Origin of the sequence: Aminobacter sp. J44 (assembly GCF_007829415.1) — a bacterium.
In the GTDB taxonomy this organism is placed as follows: Bacteria; Pseudomonadota; Alphaproteobacteria; order Rhizobiales; family Rhizobiaceae; genus Aerobium.
The window spans coordinates 1-19,435 of the sequence record NZ_VLJG01000011.1; the positions used below are offsets into that span (position 1 = coordinate 1).

At 64.0% G+C, this 19,435-nt stretch carries 13 protein-coding genes and 2 pseudogenes; 6 read left to right on the forward strand and 9 right to left on the reverse strand.

Annotated features, from left to right (window positions below):
- Nucleotides 1–218, forward strand: a 218-nt coding sequence (locus tag L610_RS05675) for a transposase (RefSeq protein WP_144703320.1), incomplete at its 5' end; no start/stop codon positions are given.
- A gap of 386 nt (nt 219–604) precedes the next feature.
- Here L610_RS05675 and L610_RS05680 read toward each other — a convergent pair.
- From L610_RS05680 to L610_RS05690, 3 genes and pseudogenes are all read right to left on the reverse strand, one after another.
- Nucleotides 605–2,242, reverse strand: a complete 1,638-nt coding sequence (locus tag L610_RS05680; RefSeq protein WP_024849131.1) for a VWA domain-containing protein — start codon at nt 2,240–2,242, stop codon at nt 605–607.
- Between the two features lie 148 nt (nt 2,243–2,390).
- A pseudogene (gene folD / locus L610_RS05685) lies at nt 2,391–3,287 on the reverse strand (bifunctional methylenetetrahydrofolate dehydrogenase/methenyltetrahydrofolate cyclohydrolase FolD).
- Between the two features lie 130 nt (nt 3,288–3,417).
- Nucleotides 3,418–5,661 (reverse strand): GumC family protein, encoded by a 2,244-nt coding sequence (locus L610_RS05690; protein WP_144703323.1) that lies wholly within the window; start codon nt 5,659–5,661, stop codon nt 3,418–3,420.
- Between the two features lie 169 nt (nt 5,662–5,830).
- Between L610_RS05690 and proC the strand changes: the two genes are divergently transcribed.
- Nucleotides 5,831–6,643 (forward strand): pyrroline-5-carboxylate reductase, encoded by an 813-nt coding sequence (proC, locus tag L610_RS05695; RefSeq protein WP_144703326.1) that lies wholly within the window; start codon nt 5,831–5,833, stop codon nt 6,641–6,643.
- A 9-nt stretch (nt 6,644–6,652) separates the two neighbouring features.
- Here proC and L610_RS05700 read toward each other — a convergent pair whose 3' ends face one another.
- Entirely contained in the window at nt 6,653–7,972 is a 1,320-nt protein-coding gene (locus tag L610_RS05700) for an NAD(P)H-dependent oxidoreductase (protein ID WP_024849127.1), read from the reverse strand.
- Nucleotides 7,973–8,152: 180 nt separating this feature from the next.
- On the opposite strand from L610_RS05700, the gene L610_RS05705 reads away from it, so the two are divergent.
- Complete coding sequence (locus L610_RS05705; protein WP_144703329.1) at nt 8,153–9,124, forward strand: hypothetical protein; 972 nt, start codon at nt 8,153–8,155, stop codon at nt 9,122–9,124.
- 9 nt (nt 9,125–9,133) lie between these two features.
- Here the strand turns inward: L610_RS05705 and L610_RS05710 are convergent, their stop codons facing one another.
- Complete coding sequence (locus L610_RS05710) at nt 9,134–10,006, reverse strand: MurR/RpiR family transcriptional regulator (protein WP_144703332.1); 873 nt, start codon at nt 10,004–10,006, stop codon at nt 9,134–9,136.
- A 176-nt stretch (nt 10,007–10,182) separates the two neighbouring features.
- Here L610_RS05710 and L610_RS05715 point away from each other — a divergent pair, with 176 nt between their 5' ends.
- Together L610_RS05715 and L610_RS05720 are read left to right on the forward strand one after the other, a co-directional pair.
- Entirely contained in the window at nt 10,183–10,953 is a 771-nt protein-coding gene (locus tag L610_RS05715) for an N-formylglutamate amidohydrolase (RefSeq protein WP_024849124.1), read from the forward strand.
- A 679-nt stretch (nt 10,954–11,632) separates the two neighbouring features.
- The gene (locus L610_RS05720) at nt 11,633–13,177 is read left to right on the forward strand and encodes a globin-coupled sensor protein (protein ID WP_186441356.1); all 1,545 of its coding nucleotides are present in this window, start codon (nt 11,633–11,635) and stop codon (nt 13,175–13,177) included.
- Here L610_RS05720 and L610_RS05725 read toward each other — a convergent pair.
- Nucleotides 13,174–13,926: a Crp/Fnr family transcriptional regulator gene (locus L610_RS05725; protein ID WP_024849122.1), complete on the reverse strand. Its 753-nt coding sequence runs from the start codon at nt 13,924–13,926 to the stop codon at nt 13,174–13,176. The two genes, L610_RS05720 and L610_RS05725, sit on opposite strands and share 4 nt — an antisense overlap.
- Before the next feature lie 235 nt (nt 13,927–14,161).
- On the opposite strand from L610_RS05725, the gene L610_RS05730 reads away from it, so the two are divergent.
- Nucleotides 14,162–14,590, forward strand: coding sequence for a L,D-transpeptidase (locus L610_RS05730; RefSeq protein ID WP_024849121.1), 429 nt, complete (start codon nt 14,162–14,164; stop codon nt 14,588–14,590).
- On the opposite strand, the gene L610_RS05735 is transcribed toward L610_RS05730, so the two are convergent.
- From L610_RS05735 to L610_RS05745, 3 genes and pseudogenes are all read right to left on the reverse strand, one after another.
- The gene (locus L610_RS05735; RefSeq protein ID WP_024849120.1) at nt 14,574–15,740 is read right to left on the reverse strand and encodes an osmoprotectant NAGGN system M42 family peptidase; all 1,167 of its coding nucleotides are present in this window, start codon (nt 15,738–15,740) and stop codon (nt 14,574–14,576) included. The genes L610_RS05730 and L610_RS05735 overlap by 17 nt on opposite strands.
- On the reverse strand, nt 15,740–17,497 hold the full coding sequence (ngg, locus tag L610_RS05740; protein ID WP_024849119.1) for an N-acetylglutaminylglutamine synthetase: 1,758 nt from the start codon (nt 17,495–17,497) through the stop codon (nt 15,740–15,742). The genes L610_RS05735 and ngg overlap by 1 nt, the downstream gene beginning before the upstream one ends.
- Before the next feature lie 4 nt (nt 17,498–17,501).
- Nucleotides 17,502–19,206 (reverse strand): annotated as a pseudogene (locus L610_RS05745) (N-acetylglutaminylglutamine amidotransferase).
- Between the last annotated feature and the right edge of the window lie 229 nt (nt 19,207–19,435).

The window sequence follows — 19,435 nt, forward strand, 5'->3', positions numbered from 1 at the left end:
AGCGCGGCCGGCGCGCCATTGCTGGCGGAAGGCCGCGGGTGCGCAAGGCACTCTACATGGCAGCGCTTGGAGCCATCCGGGCAAACCAGCGCTTCAAGGACTTCTACAGTGSCATTGCCCRGCGCTCYGGCTCGAAGAAGGTCGCMATCATCGCCGTCGCCCGAAAGCTCGTCACCGTCCTCAACGCCATGCTCCGGGACGGCAAAGCCTTCGCCTGACAAACACAGTTGCCATGCCGGAACGCTTCGGCAGCGTGCCAGCGTTGCGGGATAGGCTACAGGAGGCAGCGCGCCATCGGTGCAGGAAACGCGCTATCCGGACAACACAAACGTCGCGCTCTGGCAGCCCCCCTCCACCATGCTTCGCATGGTCCCCCTCCCCCACTTTGTGGGGGAGGACCCGGGCGTCGAGGATCTTAAATACGTTATGCCCCGCCGTCTTTCCTGAGGGCTTCCTCATGGAGCGCTTCCCAATTGATTGAGCTGTCCTCCACCGGCACGCCCCAGATCCTCCCCCCGAAGCGGGGGAGGTGCCGCCGCAGGCGGCGGAGGGGGCTGATGCGTACGCCCCTCGCGAGCAAAAGCCCCCCACTCACGGCCTGTTCTCAGGGGACGGTAATCTCGACCCGTTCGCCTTCCCTGACCGAAATGGCCTTCTCGACCTTCGGCTTGTCGCCGCTGTACTCGACCTCGACGACATAGTCGCCGCCGTTCAGGGTGGTCTGGAATTCGGCGTCGTAGCTGTAGTCGACCTGCTTGCGGTTGCCCTGAAGGTCCTTCTGCGCCTTGTAGACCCGGGTGATCGCCGCTTCGGGCGCCGTGACGGCGAGAACACCGGCGTTGAGGGGGATCTCGATCTCGGTCCGCTCGCCGACCTTCACGCTGAACGGCGCACCGCCGGCCGCAGCCTGGTAGCTGACCTCGGCATAGTAGTCGCCAGCCGGAAGCGCGACGTCGGCAGAGTTGTAATCGGTGCGGACGGTCTCGCGGGTTCCGTCGATGCGCTTTGCCGCCTTCTGGATGTGGATGGTTGCGCCGCTTTCAAGCACCATGCCCGGGACATAGGAGACGGTGATCGCCGCACGGCCGAGACCCACGACAATGTCCTTCTCGACGGTGCGGCCCGCCTCCAGCCGGAAGGTCTCGGTAGTCGAACCTTCGCCGATCGTCACCGTCGCCTTGATCTCGCCGGCGGGCAGGATGACGTCGGTCTCGCCGTATTCGTTCTCGGACTTGCCGTCATATTCGAAGCGGATTGTCGCACCTGAACTGACCTCGCCGCCCTCATGCTCGCGCGGGCGGATGATGACCCTGCCGGCATTCAGGATGAAATGCGGAGCGTTGAGCTGGTTCTCCTCGACCGTGACAAGCTGCGTGCTCTCGGCGTGCCCGTACCGGACTCTGAGGACATAATTGCCCGGCTCGAGGTTGGTCTTCCAGTCGTTGAATTGGGTTGTGATGCGCTCACCTGCCGAACCATCCGGCTGCGCCTTGTAGAGTTCCCAGGTCGGGCCGTCCTTGAGATCATCCGTGTCTTCTGACAGGGCAACGGTCGGCACGAAGTTGTACTCGAGCACGGCCTGCGTCGGTTCTGGCTCGGGTTCAGGTTCCGGCTCCGGAGCCGCCGCCACGGTCTGCGTCAGCGCATCTTTCAGCGACCCCGCATCCTTCGCCTGGATGAATTTGCCGCCGGTGTTTTCGGCAAGGCATGCGACCTTGCGGCCTTCTGCCTCGGACAGGCCGAAGCCGACGACATGCGCGGTGAAGTCTACGCCCGACTGCTCAAGCTCGCTGGCGAGCGCGCAGGGGTCCGCATTGCAGGTCTCGATGCCGTCGGTGATGAGGATGACAGTCGCCTTCTCCTCGGTGTAGCGCAGCGACTCGGCAGCCTGCTTCACGGCATCCGACAGCGGGGTCATGCCAATGAAGCGCATCCTGTCGGCAGCGTCGGCGATTTTCGATCCCATGCCGGCGGCCGGCTCGACGATCAGCTCGATGTCGGAGCAGACGCCCTTCTGGCGGTGGCCGTAAGCCATCAGGCCAAGTTCGAGATCGTCCGGCAGGGTGGAGAGCACGTTGCGCAGCGTTTCACGCGCGATCTCCAGCTTCGGCTTACCGCCGATCTGGCCCCACATGGAGCCGGAACCGTCGAGTACGATGATGGCGCGGTCAGCAGCAGTGGCCGCAGTGCCCGAGACTGCAAGCATCCCGCCGAGCAGGATGCTTCTGAGTAGTCCTCTCATAAAGTGTTGCCTCCCTGAGATTGCAGAACCCGCCCTTCGCAACCGAGGCTAGTCGAGGAAAATTCGCGTCGCAATCGGGAAGAAGAAGATGAAGAAGCAAAAAGGCCGGGAGTGACCCGGCCTTTGCTGTATCTGCTTAAAAGAAGTCTCAGAACTTCGGCGGCTGGACGCCAGCAACGCGGCAGGCGGACACGAGCGTATTTGCCATCAGCATGGCGATTGTCATCGGGCCGACGCCGCCCGGAACCGGGGTGATCGCGCCAGCGACCTTCGAGGCTCCCTCGAACTCGACGTCGCCGACGAGGCGCGACTTGCCCTCGCCCTTCTCGGGCGCCGGGATGCGGTTGATGCCGACGTCGATGACGGTCGCGCCTTCCTTGACCCAGTCGCCCTTGATCATCTCCGGACGGCCGACGGCAGCGACGAGGATGTCTGCGGTGCGGCAGAGCGCCGGCAGGTCCTTGGTGCGCGAGTGCGCGACAGTGACGGTGCAGTTGGCGGCGAGCAGCAGGTTCGCCATCGGCTTGCCGACGATGTTCGAGCGGCCGACGACGACGGCGTTGAGACCTGACAGGTCAGCGCCGCGCACGCGCTCGATCAGCAGCATCGAGCCGGCCGGGGTGCAGGGTACGAAGGCGGTCTCGACCTCGCCGGTGCCAAGCTTGCCGACATTGGCGAAGGTGAAGCCGTCGACGTCCTATTCCGGAGCGATCGCCTGGATGATGGCGCCGGAGTCGATGTGGCCCGGCAGGGGCAACTGGACGAGAATGCCGTGGATCGAGCTGTCGGCGTTGAGCTCGTCGATCAGCTTGACCAGCTCGGCCTGCGATGTCTCGGCCGGCAGCGTGTGCTGGACGGACTTGAAGCCGCACTCCTTCGCCTTCTTGGACTTCGAGGCGACGTAGACCTGGCTTGCCGGATCCTCGCCAACGATGATGACGGCCAGACCGGGCGTTACACCCTTTGCCGTCAGCTCCTCAGAGGCTTTCTTCACCGTCGCCACGACGTCTTCGGCGACTTTCTTACCGTCGATAATTTCGGCCATTTCTCTTCCCGATCGCTGCGGATGGCGCCTCCCCCCGAGAGGCGAAGACGGCGCAGGGTATAGCACCTTGCGCCGCGAACAACGCGCTCTATTGCGTCGCGGGTTCTTTACGCTGCGACAGGAAGAAATCTCAAGAGCCGAAGCGGCGATGCTTCGGATTGTATACAGATCTCTCGTCCGCGAAGTCCTCGATGGCTTCGCGGAACTCGCGCAGGCTGCGGCGGATCTCGTCGATCGCCGCGTCGGTGCGCTCGTCGACATAGGCGTCCTGGTCGGTCCAGCGCGACTCGTTGGCCGCTTGCGGATGCTGCGGCGTATAAGTCGAGACGTGCTGGGGCACCGCGTGGATCACCTGCGGAGCCGGCAGCGCGGCGGCCTGCGGCTGCACCGGCTGCGGAACCTGGACGACGATCACCTGCGGCATCGGCTGGGGCTGCGGTGGCGGCACCATCTGCGCCCAGCCGCGCATCGCCGCCCACGGATCGTAGGGCATCGGCATTTGCGGCACCGGCATCGCCGCATAGGAATGCTGCGCCGGTTGCGGATAAGGCCATGCGGGCACCGGCTGCGGATGCATCGGCTGCGGCATCATCTGCGGCTGCATGGGCGGCATCGGCGCCGGATACATCGGTGCCGCGTGCATCTGGGGATAGCCGGGCGCCGGATAAGGCTGCGGCGCGGCGGCTGCTGTGCCCTGTGCGGTCTGTGCCGGGTGTTGCTGCGGGGCGGCGGGATGCTGGTGGTGCGGATAGGCATACATGGTGGCGGGGTCCTTGCCTGTGTCCTGCGCGTAAAGGTCGGAATATACTGGGATTTCCTGATGCTCCGTCGCCGAAGCGTTGCTTCCTGCTGCCACTTCCTCGCGCCTGCGACGACGCAGGGACGACAAGCCGAAGCCGAACAGGAGACCTGCGAGCCCGCCTGCCCCCGCAAGATGCGGAACCGAGGGGTTGCTCGAATGCAGAGGCGGCTCGGCCTGCGAAATGATGCTGGGCGCGCCGTCCGGCGCGGCGCCCGGCTGCGTCGCCTGCAGCGCCTGCTCATAGGCGGAACGCTTGACTGCGGCCTGGCGCTCGAGTTCGCGAAGTTCGACCAGTTCGTCGCCGATATTGCCCTGGCGCACCTTCATCTGCGCGAGCTTGGCGGCAAGCTGCTGTTCCTGCTCGACGGCGCGCTTGAGTTCAGTCTGCAGCGAAGAGGCAACGCGGCGCAGTTCCGCGGAAATCTCCTGGCGGGCGGCCTCGACTTCGGCCTCGGCGGCAAGGCGTTCCGGATGGCGCGGCCCGAGCTTGACCCGCAGCCGGTCGAGCTGCTGCCGGGCCGCCGCATAGCGGGCGCGCAGCTCGGTCAGCGTCGGCGAGGCAACCTGCTCCGGCAGCGAAGCGGTTACGATCGAGTCGACATTGGCGTCGCGCGTCGAGGCGGCGCGGGCGTTAAGCTCGACGGTGCGGGCGCGGGCGGCTGATAGCTGCTCACCGAGGCGCTGGATCTCCTCGTCGGTAATCAGCGTGCCCTGCGCGTCGATGAGTTCATGGCGGGCCTTGAAGGCTTCGACCGCGCGTTCGGCCTGCGCAACCGCATCGCGCAGCTCGGTAAGGCGGGCCTCGTCGGCCACCTGGCCGCCGTTCTTCTCGACGAAGATGGCTGCGACGGTGTTGGCGATCAGCGCCGACTTCTGCGGATCCGCGGTCTTGGCCGAAACCGTGATGACGGAAGAATTGCCGCTCTGCTCAACGCTCAGCGAGCGACCAAGCGAGGTGATGGCGCGGCGGCGGCGCTGGTCGGCGGCATCATCGCCTGTGAAAAGCACCAGGATGCCGTTCGGCGCGCCGTTGAATTCGGGGTCGGCGGCGAGGTTGAGCTTGTCGGCCACCGCCGACAGCGTCGAGCCGGAGCGCAGCATGCGCAGCTGGTTGTCGACGCCGCCCTGCTCGATCAGGAGCTCGGAGGTCGCGACATAAGACTGCGGCCAGGCAAGCGCGATCGCGGCGCCAGCAAGCGCGCCGGCAAGTGCAAGCGCCAGCGGGCTTGCGAGCCTGCTGCGCACCGTCGGCGTCTCGGGAGCAATGACCGGCTTTGCCGGCAGTTCGTCGGCAATCGAGGTACGGATTTCGCTTACGGACTGGTCCAGCGCGGGTTCGGGCTGCGCGTAGAACTGCGGCTGAGGCTCGGGCTGATACTGCTGCTGCGGCGCCTCCATCACCGGTTGAGGCGCAACGGTCGGCCGCGCGTCGCGCGCCTCGCCAGCGTTAACAGCAGCAATCGATTCCTTAACGTCTTCCCGCGCACTCGCACGCTGATCGGCATAAAGCGAAGCCATCGTCAGAAGCGACGGCGCCCGACCCTGCTTGAGATGTCTTTCGGAACCCGCCATTGGAGCCTGCAAATTCGCGGAACGCGGGCGGCTGCCCGCAATCGTTAAGCCAAGCTAAACAACGATGGGTAACAAAAGGTTAATCCGCAGTACAACCAGAAGTGGCAAGCACTAGACGCGGGCTGGCCGGAGTGCTGTTCTCACGCCACGCGACTCACGGAGAAGAACAATGTCAGCGAAACTGGTGCTCGTCGGATGCGGCAACATGGGCTACGCCATGCTGGAAGGCTGGCTGAAGTCCGGTCTTATCAAGGCGGCCGAGACGGTCGTCGTCGAACCCGCCGATGCCCTGCGCGAACGCGCCGCAAAGCTTGGCGTCACGGCGCTTGCCACGGCAGACGAAATTCCCACCGACGCGGCACCGAAGCTCGTCGTCTTTGCGGTCAAGCCGCAGGTGATCCTCAACGTTATCCCAGCATACGCGAAGTACAACGCAAGCGCGACATACCTGTCTGTTGCCGCTGGCACGCCGATCGCCGCCTATGAAAAAATCCTCGGCAGCGACACGCCGATCGTCCGCTGCATGCCGAACACCCCGGCCGCCATCGGCAAGGGCATGATGGTCACCGTGACCAACGGCAAGGTTTCGGCGGAAGCGGAAAAGTTCGTCAGCGACCTGCTGGCGACAAACGGCGAGGTCGCTTCGGTTGACGACGAAGCGCTGATGGATGCGGTGACGGCAGTCTCTGGCTCGGGCCCGGCCTATATCTTCTACTTCATCGAGTGCCTGACGGCTGCGGCGGAAAACGCAGGGCTTCCGCTTGAAACCGCGAAGCTGCTGGCGATGCAGACCGTGTTCGGCGCAGCCTCGCTTGCCGCCGAAAGCCGCACGGAGCCGGGTGAGCTGCGCCGCCAGGTGACCAGCCCGAACGGCACGACCGCCGCTGCGCTCGACGTGCTGATGGGCGAGGACCGGCTGAAGAAGCTGGTGACCGAGGCCGTGGAGGCAGCGCGGCTGCGCTCCATCGAACTTGGCAAGTAAAACGATCGATCAGCCCAGCGCCGCGACCATCTCATCCTGCTTGCGGCGCAGGGCAACCAGCGGTGAATCCGGCCGCGGGGCAGCATTGGCGTAGGTGATGAGCTCGCCCTTCGCGATCGGCGCAGTTACCGTGCCACCCTCAAGCAGGCCGCACGGGACCGCATTCGCCGCGCGGGCATCCTCGACCGACATTGCCCACGAGCGATAGGTGTATTCGCCAATCGCATCGAGATGTTCGCCGGGCTTGAGGTCGCGCTTGGCCACCGCGCAGACTTCCGCCACCGGCTTGATCAGCGGCACCATGTCGGCCTTGCCATAGAGCACGGCGCGGGCGCAGGACAGCGGCACCTCCAGGCTGGTGAGGTGGTACGGGCGGTAGAAGGTGAAATACGGCCCTTCGCCAAGCTTCAGGTCGTTCATGCGCTCCCGCAGGCGCGGATGCGCCATTTCCGCGATCACGAACACGCCGGGCGCCACGCCCTTGCCGATCGAATAATCAACGACGCCCTTGCGCGAGAGGATGCCACCATCCTCGACCGGGCAAAGAACCCGCGGCAGGTCTTCCAGCGAAGCTGCCGGTCCGTGCATGCCGGGAAGATCCGGCACGAGGCCAGTCGCGTTTGCGATCGCCGTCATCTCGACCATGGTCTTGGAGCCGTCGACAAACTCGACCAGCATGCGCGGGTTCATGTTCCGGCGCTCGGCTTCCTCGCGGTACTGGTCGGGCGTCGCGTCGTGGTTGAGCGGGTTGTTCTTGCCCTTGCCGGCGGCGACGACCGTGTGGCCCATCGCGGTGACGAACTCGATCAGCTCCATGCAGGACGACGGCTCGTCACCGGCACCTACGGTGTAGACGACGCCGGCCCTGTCGGCGGCCTGCTTCAGGTAGGCGCCGACGGTCACGTCCGCCTCGACATTCATCATGACGAGGTGCTTGCCGTGCTCGATGGTTTTCAAGCCGATCTCGGCGCCCGCAACCGGCTTGCCGGTCGCATCGACGACGACGTCGATGTGGGGGCTGTTCATCAAGAGGTCGGCGTCAGGGATGATCGCGGTCTTGCCCTGCTCGATCAGCTCGGCCATGCGCGAGGAATTCTGCGCCTCGCCGGCGCTGTCTGCCTCACGGCCGGCAATGGCGATTGCCTCCTGGGCGCGGCCGCCGCGGCGGTCGACGATCGCGGCAACCTCAAGGCCGGGCATCAGCGCGACCTGGGTGACGATATCCGTTCCCATCTCGCCGCAGCCGACTACACCGATACGCACAGGGCGGCCCTCAGCGGCCCGTTGCGCCAGATCACGGGCAAGCCCCGTCAGGGCGACATTGGTCATGCGGCATCCAGTCTTTGGCAGGAACGAGAACTAGACCCGGCGAGATAGACGAGCGCTGGCGATTGTCAACTCTCGCCAGGCCGCCCGGCACCTTCCGCACGGTTCGTGCAAGCTTGCACTGCTAGGCTCCGAAAGGAAACAGGAGCAGGAAGGCGTTAGCCCAACATGGTCAGGCGTATCATGATTCTACTTACCCGCCAGCTTTCGCCGGCGGTGCGGTTCGCGATCATCATCACCGCGGCGACGTGCTGCGTGCTGACGATCAATCTCTTGTTATGGTGGGGCCTGTCTGGCCTCAGCACGCTGTTGTCGGCGCTGCTCCTGGGGCCGGTCTTCCTCGCGTCCCTCAGCGCTGTCGGCACCCTTGCCGGCTATCTTGCCTTCAAAGAACTTGAGCCGCGCGGCCTCGAAATCGAGCGGCTTGAAACCAACCTGCGCTGCTATGAGGCCGAGCTTGAGGAGCGCCAGCGCGCCGCGCGCGCGCATGCGGCCATCGCGCGCCTGATGGAAGCTGGCGTGCGCCACCTCGCCGACGGCACCTACTCCTCGCGCATCACGGTCGAGCTGCCGCAGCCGTACCGCTCCTTCCCAAGCTACTTCAACACGGTTGCGTCCCGTCTCGAGGGCATGACCAACCGACGCGAGGAAAGCATCCACGTTTCCGAGATGATCGATGCCAAGGCGCACGAAATCATCGAGGCTGCGGACACGCTGAAGCGCCGCGCCGAAAAGCTCGCCGAGCGGGTCGTCACGGACCTAGAGGCCATCGAGAAGGGCGCCGAGAAGCACACGGCCGAAGCCCTGAAGCTCGCCCAGTACACGATGGGCGGCGTGAAGATCGCCACCAACCGCAACATCGAGGCAGCAACCCAGCTTGCCGAGATGGGCCGTCTTGTCGCCGAACAGGCGGGACAGCTGCGCGCGATTGTCGAGGAAGAGATCAAGCCGGAGATGAGCGACGTTTCCGAGGGCGAGGAAGAAGTCGTCATCGAGGAAGAAGTCATCTTCGCCGAGAACGAAGAGTTCGCAGCCGAGGTCGTGGCTTCTGAGGACGTTGAGACCGAGGAAGCTGTTTCCGACGAGGAGACCATCATCCCCGCCAAAACCGAGGGATCGGAAAACAGGCAGCTGCCGGCGATTGCCGCCGCCTGACTTCTTCGATCAGACGAACTTGCGGAACATCTTCGTCTGATCGAACAGCTCTTCGAGCGTCTTGACGCGGGCGCTCGTTTCCTCCCAGCCCGCGTCCTGCACCGCGGCGATCACCGCCTCGACGATAAACAGCGTCACGACCGACGAGTCCCACGCCGACGGCGCCTCGATGCGCGCGTGGAACGCATGGGCCGCCTGTTTCGCCAGCGGCGAGCCCCACTGGTCGGTAAACAGTACGATCTGCGTACCCTTCGCCCGCGCCATTTCAGCCAGCCGCATCAGCTCCTGCTCGTAGCGGCGCACGTCGAAGGCAACGAGCACGTCGCCCGGCTTCATGTCGAGCACATAGTGCGGCCAGGTGTTGGCGTTGGGCGCGATCAGTGTCACCCCACTGCGAATGACCTGCATGTGCGTGAACAGGTAATCGGCAAGTGAGCGGGTGATCCTGCCGCCGACGATATAGACAGAGCGTTCACGGTCGCCGAGCAGGGCAACAACCTCGTTGAACGTCTCGGGCGACAGCTGGCGCAACGTCTGCCCGAGGTTTTCCATCACCTGTTCGGCAAAACGATTGAGGATGTGCGTGTCCGGCGCCGGCGCCCAGCGGTCACGGCGCGCAATCGGGTTAGAGATCGTCGCCTCGAGCTCGCTGCGCAGCGCCGCCTGCATTTCCGGGAAACCGGCAAAGCCGAGCTTCTTTGCCATCCGCACGACGGTCGGCGTCGACACGCCCGAGCCCTGCGCCACCGCCGTGATCGAGTCGAGCCCCAGCACCGGGTAGTTTGCCAGCATCGCGTTTGCGAGCTGCCGCTCGGCGCGTGTCAGACGGTCGAAACTCGCCCGCATCCGCTCGGCAACAGTGAGGTCCTGCGTCTTCTTCATTCACGCTCCCCAGGTTGCGTCCGACACCCGCCTTCCGCGTCTGAATAGAATGCATCACCGCACTGCTTTTGGAAGAGAAAGTTTCAGATCCGTCTTGACTATCACCTAGCGTCTGAAATGATGCTTTTAGTTCAACCGCATGAACCGGTTGCGCGGTTCAGCTACGAGGCGTTGGAATGAGCGACAAGCGTGCTGCCGGACAATATGTCGAAACCAGAAATCCCTCCGGTTCCGGGCCTTACCTGCTCGTCTGCGAACACGCGTCCAAGCATATCCCGCCTGAATTCGCGGACCTTGGCCTGCCAAAGGAAGCGCTGACCAGCCACATCGCCTGGGACCCGGGCGCATTGGCCGTTGCGCTCGAACTGTCGCGGCTGCTCGACGCACCGCTGATCTTCCAGAACGCTTCGCGCCTCATCTACGACTGCAACCGGCCGCCGCACGAGCCGTCGGCCATGCCCGCCGTCAGCGAGGTCTACCAGGTTCCGGGCAACGCCAACCTGACGCAGGAAGACCGCGACCGCCGCGCCGAGGAATTCTACTTCCCATTCCGGGGCGCCCTTGCCGCCCATCTCGACGCGCGCAAGGACACGCCGACAATCGTGACAGTCCACTCGTTCACGCCGATCTACCATGGCAAACAGCGTGCGGTTGAAATCGGCATCCTGCACGACACGGACGACCGGATCGCACAGGGCATGATGAAGGCCGCGCGCGGTGAAGCGACTTCTTACAATGTCCAGCTCAACGAGCCCTATGGCCCGGCTGATGGCGTTACCCATACCCTGCGCGAGCACGCCCTGACGCGCGGCCTGCCGAACGTCATGATCGAAGTCCGCAACGACCTGATTGCCGACGAGGCATCGCAGAAGGCCATGGCGCAGACATTGTGCGGCTGGATCCGGAGCGCACAGGACGGCCTGAGCCACCCGGAAACGGAAGACTGAACCGGCATGGCGCCGGCGCAGCTGGCGCCTTCTTCCCCATCTTCAACACGGACGGCCGAAAACCATCTTCGGGCCTCGGTACTTGGGAACTGCGGCATCTCCGCTTCGCTCCTCTCCCCGTTCACGGGGAGAGGATGCCGGCAGGCAGGTGAGGGCCAGTTTCGGCGCCGGCGGCAGATGGCGACGCTGGCACTTCCTCGCCAGTGCCCCATCCCTGATTCGTGTCCCTGCGTCCATGCTGGCAATGGCCAGGCGCGGCGCTCCTCTGCGCAACTGCCGCAGCCTTGGCGAGGAACTTCGAAGAAGAAGTTTCGCCAAACTAAGATTTTTTATTATATTTCTGCGAACTAATGCGGCATCCGCGCGTCAAATGGGCACTTTCCTGACTTATGCAAAAATGGATGCTTGGGACAAGCGCAGTGCAGTGAGCGAATTACCACAATCACTTATTACACCGAGGCCGAGTAATTCGACACACAACAGAAGAAAATGTCGCTTTAGTTGGGATGCGATCTTCGAGTAACAAGAAGTCATTTGGATTTTCGGGTTCTGTAAATTTCATTGACAGATTTCGGAAATTATTTGTGGCGTCTTGACGGCAGCTTCCGTAACGTTAACTATACGAATGCACGGTATCGTACAAACGGTAGCGTGCATTACTCCGAGCGGGGGCTGGAGCATGATCGGACAGGAGCGAGTGAGGGAGCTCGAGGAACGCCTCGACTTCATCGGCCTTGATGCGCAGGGCAAACAGGCGCTGCAGGACACTGCGCCTCTCGTCAACAAGCTGATCAGGCCAGCACTCGAGAGCTTCTACCGCAAGGTCCGGGGCAGCGAGAAACTCCGGAGCTACTTCGCCGACGAAGCGCACATGAACGTCGCGGCCGATCACCAGGCACGACATTGGGCACTGATCCTCAAGGGCGAATTCACCAAAGACTATCACGACGCCGTGCGCAGGATCGGCGCGATTCACGCGCAGATTGGGCTCGAGCCGCGCTGGTACATTGCCGGCTACGCGATCGTCCTTGAAGAACTGCTGATGGGCCTGCTGAGCGACAGCAACTCGCAGAAGCAGCAACCTTCGTTCCTGCGGCGTTCACATGCAGAAGTCGACGAGAGCCTGCCCGCACGCGTCAGCGCGCTGGTGAAGGCCGCACTCCTCGACATGGAAATCGCCACCTCCGTCTACCTCGACAACCTCGAGGCCAAACGGCAGGAGGCTGAGTCGCAACTTGCCTTTGCGCTGGGCGGCGTTGCCGCTGCACTCGACCAGCTCGCGCAGGGCGACCTCTCGGTTTCGGTCAACGCGTCGATCTCGGAGAAATCCGGACACCTCGCGTCCAGCTTCAACGCAGCAGTGGCTAGCCTGCGCAGCGTGATTTCAGCGGTCAACACTGCCGCCAGCAATGTGCGCAGCGGCGCCGCCGAAATTGCCAATGCCTCCTCGGAAGCCGGACGGCGTTGCGAGCGGCAGGCGGCAGCGCTGGAAGAATCGGTCGCGGCCATTTCGGAACTTGCCTCTGCCATCCGCGAAACCGCGTCGGGCGCCACCGATGCTGCGGCCACCGTTTCCGGTATCATGAAGAAGGCGGATGCCGGTGCGTCGCTCGCAGCCAAAACCGTCGCGGCGATGGGCGAGATCAGCGCCTCGTCGAGCCGCGTTTCACAGATCATCGACGTCATCGACGACATCGCCTTCCAGACCAACCTGCTCGCGCTCAATGCCGGGATCGAGGCGGCGCGCGCTGGTGAATCCGGCCGCGGCTTTGCCGTCGTCGCCTCCGAGGTGCGGGCGCTCGCCCAGCGCTCGGCCGAGGCGGCGAAGGAGATCGCCAAGCTGATCCGTTCGAGCAACGAACAGGTGTCCGAAGGTGTAGGTCTTGTCGGCGAAACCGAAACCGCGCTGTCGGGGATTGCCGACGAACTGCGCAGGACCGAAGAACTTGTTTCCAACATAGCAAAGCTCGCCAGTGCCCAGGCGGCGAGCATCGGCGAACTGTCCGCGACGATCGACCAGATCGACCGCGCGACGCAGCAGAACGCCGCGATGATTGAAGAAAATAGCGCCGCGAGCCGCTCGCTGGCGCTTGAATCGGAGACCCTGGCCGACATCGTCGCCAGGTTCCGAGCCACCGGCGGTGAGGCGGGGGGTGTAAGCCGGGGGGGCAACTATGCTCCCCGCCCCGCCGGTTGGTCAGAAGAACTCGCGCAGTCGGCCTAGAAGGAACCGACCTCCGTCGCCTCGAATGTCGTCGCCGTTCCACCGAGCGGGCGCTCGGACGCGATCCGGATGCGGCGGTAGCATTCGCAGGAGCGCTGTTCGAGAATGTCGCGGCGGACGACGTTCATCTCGCCGCGATGGTAGGAGATCGCGCCTGCTTCCATCAGGTCGATGCAGATCGCATTCACCGTCGCGCGCCTCAATGCCAGCAGCGAGGCGATCGCCTCCTGCGTGATGTGGAAATGATCGCTCGCAACCCGGTCGTGCGCATGAAGGAGCCAGCGGACCACGCGCTGCTCGGCCGAATGCAGGCTGTTGCAGGCAACCGTCTCCATCAGCTGGACGATGTGCGCCTTGGCGTAGCGAAGCATGAACTGACGCACGCAGACGAACCGCTCCAGAGCGACGTCGAGGTCCTGCATCGAGACCCAGGCTGCGGTGCCGCCGATCTGCACCACCGAGCGCCCAAGCGTCTCGCCACCGCCCATGATCAGCGAAAAGCCAACGAAGCCTTCGGGGCCGATTGACGATTTTTCGACACTGTGGCCGCTTTCCATCTGCGAGATCAGCGAAATGACGCCCTCATGCGGAAAAATGGCATGGGTAACCGGAGCGCCTTCCTCGTAGAGGACTTCGCCCGCCTTCAACTCGCGCACCTCGGCACATTGCTCGAAAAATTCCCTCGCGTGCGGCTGAACAGAGGCCAGGAGCTTGTTGCCCTTGGTGGATCGCACTAGCGGCATAGTCATCGGCCGAAAGTCTCCTCGCATCTCTGCCGTTTTAGCCACGGTTATTCAGCGATTCTTAAACCACGATTAACCACCACAACCTGTAGGCGACAATACGCCGGGCTCAAACAGAAGATCATGCGTATTCCAATGAAAAAACCCGCATGAAATGCGCCTGTATTTGTAAGATCTCAATATTTTTCGGGGACACTTCCGGCCCAAACGCATTTGAGCGAGGCAGGTCACAGAAATGCGGATGCGCTTTTTTGCTCTTGTTTCGATGCTTCTGTTGTCGGCGGGGATCGGCTTGCATGAAGCGGAAGCCGCGACGGTTGTCGCGAAGGTCGACATCAGCACCCAGACGATGACCGTCACCCACAACGGCAAGGTCAAGTACCGCTGGAAGGTCTCGACCGCGCGCGCCGGCAAGGTGACGCCGACCGGCAGCTGGACCGCGAAGTGGCTGTCACGCAACCACCGCTCGAGCCGCTACAACAACGCGCCGATGCCCTATTCGATCTTCTACAACGGCAACTACGCCGTCCACGGGACGAACCAGATCAGCAGGCTCGGCCGTCCAGCCTCGGCCGGCTGCGTCCGCCTCAACCCGGCCCATGCGAAGATCCTCTACGAGCTCGCCCAGCGCGAGGGGCTGAAGAACACGCAGATCATCGTCCATCGCTAGGGCTTGAGTTCGCGCCGCCGTCGAGATCGATCGGCGGCTGCTCGGCCTCAGCAAGCGGCTGGCGCGGGAAGCCGGCGATGGTCGACACATCCTTCACGTCGCGCGCGATCTCCAGAGGGCTTCTGGCGTAGGCGGTGACAAGGCGCGCGACCGACACAAGCGCATGGGTATGGATGCGCTCGTAACCGTGCGAAGCGTCGATGCCGAAGGCGACCAGCGCGGTGCGGATATCGTGCCCCGCCTCGATCGCCGAGGCAGAATCCGAGCGGTAGTAGCGGAAGACGTCCTTCTGGAACGGGATATCGTTCTCGCGGCAAAGGTCGACCAGCTTCTTCGTCAGGTGATAGTCGAACGGGCCCGACTGATCCGCCATCGCGATCGTCGCGCCGAATTCGGACGAGTTCTGGCCCGGCGCGGTCGTGCCATTGTCGATGGTCACCATAGCCGCGATGTCTTCGGTGACGATGGCCGCGGCACCGACGCCGACTTCCTCCGCGATCGTGAACAGGAAATGGACGTCGACCGGCGTCTTCGCGCCTTCCCGCTCCAGCGCCTCAAGACAAGCAAGCGCGATCGCCACTCCCGCCTTGTCGTCAAGGTGACGCGAAGAGATGAAGCCGTTGTCGAGGAACTCGGCATTGGTGTCGAAGGCAACGAAGTCGCCGACGTCGATGCCAAGTTCCAGCGTCTCCTCCTTCGAGCGCGTCACCGCATCGATGCGCAATTCGACGTGCTGCCAGCCGACCGGCGCGGTATCGACTTCCTCGTTGTAGGTGTGGCCCGATGCCTTCAGCGGCAGGACCGAGCCGCGAAAGCTGCCGCGCTCGCTGTAAAGCGTCACACGCGCGCCTTCGGCAAACCGCGCTGACCAGTGACCGATCGGCACGAGTTCCAGCCGGCCATTGTCCTTGACGAGCTTTACCTGTGCGCCGAGCGTGTCAAGGTGGGCGATGATCGCCCGCGCACCCTTGCGGCGGCTGCCCTGGCGCACGGCGCGGATCGCGCCGCGCCGCGTCAGTTCCGGTGTCAGCCCCAGCCGCTCGATCTCGCGATAACAGTAGCGGACGACCTGATCCGTATAGCCAGTCGGGCTGTCGATCGCGAGCAGCGCCTTCAGCTGCGCCACCAGATATGCTTGGTCGATCGGCATTATGCCCGGCCCAAAGCCATCGCCGCTGCCCGTGCACCCGAAAGCGGGAACAAGAGGTCGAGGAAGCGCTCGGCTGTCGGCTGCGGTTCATGGTTGGCAAGGCCTGGCCGCTCGTTCGCCTCGATGAAGACGTACTCGGGCTGGTCAGGACTTTTCACCATGAAGTCGATGCCGACGACCGGGATGTCGATGGCCCGCGCCGCTGCAATCGCCGCCTCCACCAGCCGCGGATGGACGATGTCGGTGACGTCATGGATCGACCCGCCGGTGTGAAGGTTGGCGGTCTTGCGCACCATGATCTCCTTCCCGCTCTCCGGGACGCTGTCGAGCGTGTAGCCCGAAAGCGCCAGGCAGCGCTCCGTCTCGCCATCGATCGGGATCTTGCTCTCGCCCCCGGTCGCAGCTTCGCGGCGGCGTGACTGCGCCTCGATCAGGGTGCGGATCTTCTTGCGGCCATCGCCGACGATATGCGGCGGCCGGCGTACGGCGGCGGCAACCAGCTTGAAGTCGATCACCACGAGACGAAGGTCCTCTCCTGCGAAGCAGGCCTCAATCAGGACGCGGTCGCAGACTTCCTTGGCCGCCGCTATTGCCGCCTTGGTCTCTTTCAGCGTCTCGAGTCCCACGGCAATGCCGCGTCCCTGCTCACCCCGCGCGGGCTTCACGACGACGCGCCCATGCTTGTCGATGAACGCCTGCAGCGCCTCGTCATCGTCGCTCGCGACCATCTGCTCGGGCACCGACAGGCCTGCCGACTCGACCACCCGGCGCGTCACCGCCTTGTCGTCGCAGATCGACATCGCCACCGCCGAAGTCAGTTCCGACAAGCTCTCGCGGCAGTGGACCGAGCGCCCGCCATGCGACAGGCGGAAGAAGCCGCCCTCTGCATCCGTGATCTCGACATGCACGCCCCTGCGGTGCGCCTCATCAACGATCAGCTTCGCGTAGGGATTGAGCTGGTCGTAGTTTTCGAGCGGCCGCGAGAAAAGCTTTTCATTGATGGGGTTCTTGCGCTTGACCGCGAACACCGGAACCCGGCGAAAGCCGAGCTTTTCGTAGAGCCGGATCGCGTTCTCGTTGTCGTGCAGGACCGAAAGGTCCATGTACGCTCGCCCGCGAGCCGAAAAATGCTCTGCCAGACGCCGCACCAGCATCTCGCCAATACCGGGATGTTTTGCTTGCGGGTCGACCGCTAGGCACCAGAGCGACGAGCCCTGCTCGGGATCGGAAAAGGCACGCGGATGATCGACACCGGTTACGGTACCGATGATTTCGCCGGTGTTTTCATCCTCCGCGACGAGATAGGTGAGCGCGCGACTGTCACGGTTGCTCCAGAAGAAGTCGGGCCGCACCTGCACCATGCCGCGCGAGCCATAGATGCGGTTCACCGCGCGTGCATCGGCTTCGGTCGACAACCGGCGGATGAAGAAGCCGCGCGTCTGGCGGCGGCTGGCGCGATAGGTCGCGAGATCCAGCCGGTAGGTGTGCGACGGGTCGAGGAAAATCTCCTGCGGTGCTGCCGCCAGAAGCACATGCGGGTCGCGGACATAGAAGGCGATGTCCCTTCGCTCCGGTCCCTCCTCGCGCAGTGCGGCAACCACGTCCTGCGGGTTGTCGAAGGTGTGCGAGAAGATCAGCCGGCCCCAGCCGCAATCGACACAAGCCGCTGACTGCGGCGGCTCCAGTCCGGCGGGACCGCGCGACTGTGCGTGAAAGCGCTGAAGCCGGTGCGCCTGCGGCCGTTCGCTACGCGCCATTCGACTAGATCCCATGGCTCTGCATCCACATTTCGAGAAGTCCGACCTGCCAAAGCTCCGAGCCGCGCAGCGGCGTGATGTGGTCGGAAGGGTTGGTGAAAAGTTCGTCGAGATAGTCGTCGCGGAAGAGCCCTCGCTCGCGTGCCACGCGGGAGCCCAGCGCATCGCGCACCATCTCGAGGTACGGGCCGTCGACATATTTGAGCTGCGGTACGGGGAAGTATCCCTTCGGCCGGTCGATGACCTCATGAGGCACGACGAGCCGCGCGGCTTCCTTCAGGACGCCCTTGCCGCCGCTGTGCAGCTTTTCCTCGGGTGGGATTTTTGCAGCGAGCTCGACCAGCTCGTGGTCGAGGAAGGGCACGCGCGCTTCCAAGCCCCACGCCATCGTCATGTTGTCGACTCGCTTGACCGGGTCGTCGACCAGCATCACCTGGCTGTCGAGCCTGAGCGCCGCGTCGACCGGCGTATCTGCACCCGGCATGTTGAGATGTTCGGCGACAAGCTCACGGCTCACATCCGCGTCCGGCAGCCAGTCGGCATTCACCTGCCGCTGCAGCGTCGCGTGCGAACGGTCGAAGAAGACGCGGGCGNCCCTGCCCCGACTGCACCACCTTCACATGCTTCGAAACTTCCTGCGACAGCAGGTAGAAACCGGCATTGTCGTAGGAGACCATCGGCTCGGACATCGCTCCGATTACGCCGGGCAGCGCCTCGATGAGCCGGTCGGAACCGACGAAGATCTTGTGGTGGCGCGTGTCGTAGCGCTGCGCGATCAGGTCGGAGTACTGGAATTCATCGCCCTTCTCGCCGTTGGCTTCCTCGAAGCCGACGGAGAAGGTGGCGAGGCCGTGCTGGCCTTCCTCGGCCAAGAGGCCGACGATCAGGCTGGAATCGACGCCGCCCGACAGCAGCACGCCAACGGGCACATCCGCGACCATGCGGCGCCTCACGGAAGTGCGCAGCGCATCCAGCACCATGTCGCGCCAGTCGGTCGACGAGAGCCCCGCATATTGCGGATCGCGCTGGTAGGGTGGCGCCCAGTAGACGCTGTCTTCCCTGGTGCCGTCCGGTTCGATGACGCGGATCGTCGCTGGCGGCAGCTTGCGCACGCCCTTGATGATCGTGCGCGGCGGCGGGACGACCGCGTGAAAGGTCATGTAGTGGTGCAGCGCATGGCGGTCGATCGAGGTATCAACCTCGCCCGCCTGCAGCAGTGCCGGCAGCGACGAGGCAAAGCGCAGCGAATGCGGCGTTTCGGCGATGTAGAGCGGCTTAATGCCGAACCGGTCGCGCGCCATCACGACGCGCCCCGAGTCGCGCTCATGGATCACGAAGGCGAACATGCCGTGGAAGCGCTTCACACACTCCTTCCCCCAGGCATGCCACGCCTTGAGGATCACCTCGGTGTCGCCGGTCGAGAAGAAGCGGTAGCCCTTGTCCTCGAGCTCTGCCCGCAGTTCGGGATAGTTGTAGATGCAGCCGTTGAAGGCGATGGCGAGGCCGAGTTCTGCGTCGACCATTGGCTGGCGCGCCTTTTCCGACAAGTCGATGATCCTGAGCCGCCGGTGCCCCAGCGCGACATTGCCGTGAATCGCTAGTCCTGATCCATCGGGTCCGCGCGGCGCAAGCGCGTCCATCATCCTCGTCTGGGCTATCGCAGAAGGCTGCGCGCCATCGAAACGTACTTCACCACAAATCCCACACACGGTTCCGGGAAATCTCCTGTTGCAAAACATCAACGTGCCGGGGGGCACGACTCGAAAGGCCCGTCGTCAGGCGGACCCGTCTTGCGAACGTGGGTAGTGGGGGATGGTTCCGAAATTTTCGGGATCCATTTGCGTCAGATCAAATGGATGTCAGGCTTAAGGGCCTAGAAACGCGCAAAATCTGCCGTGGCAATTTGACCACACGCTGTGCGTGGACGCGGCGAGCCGG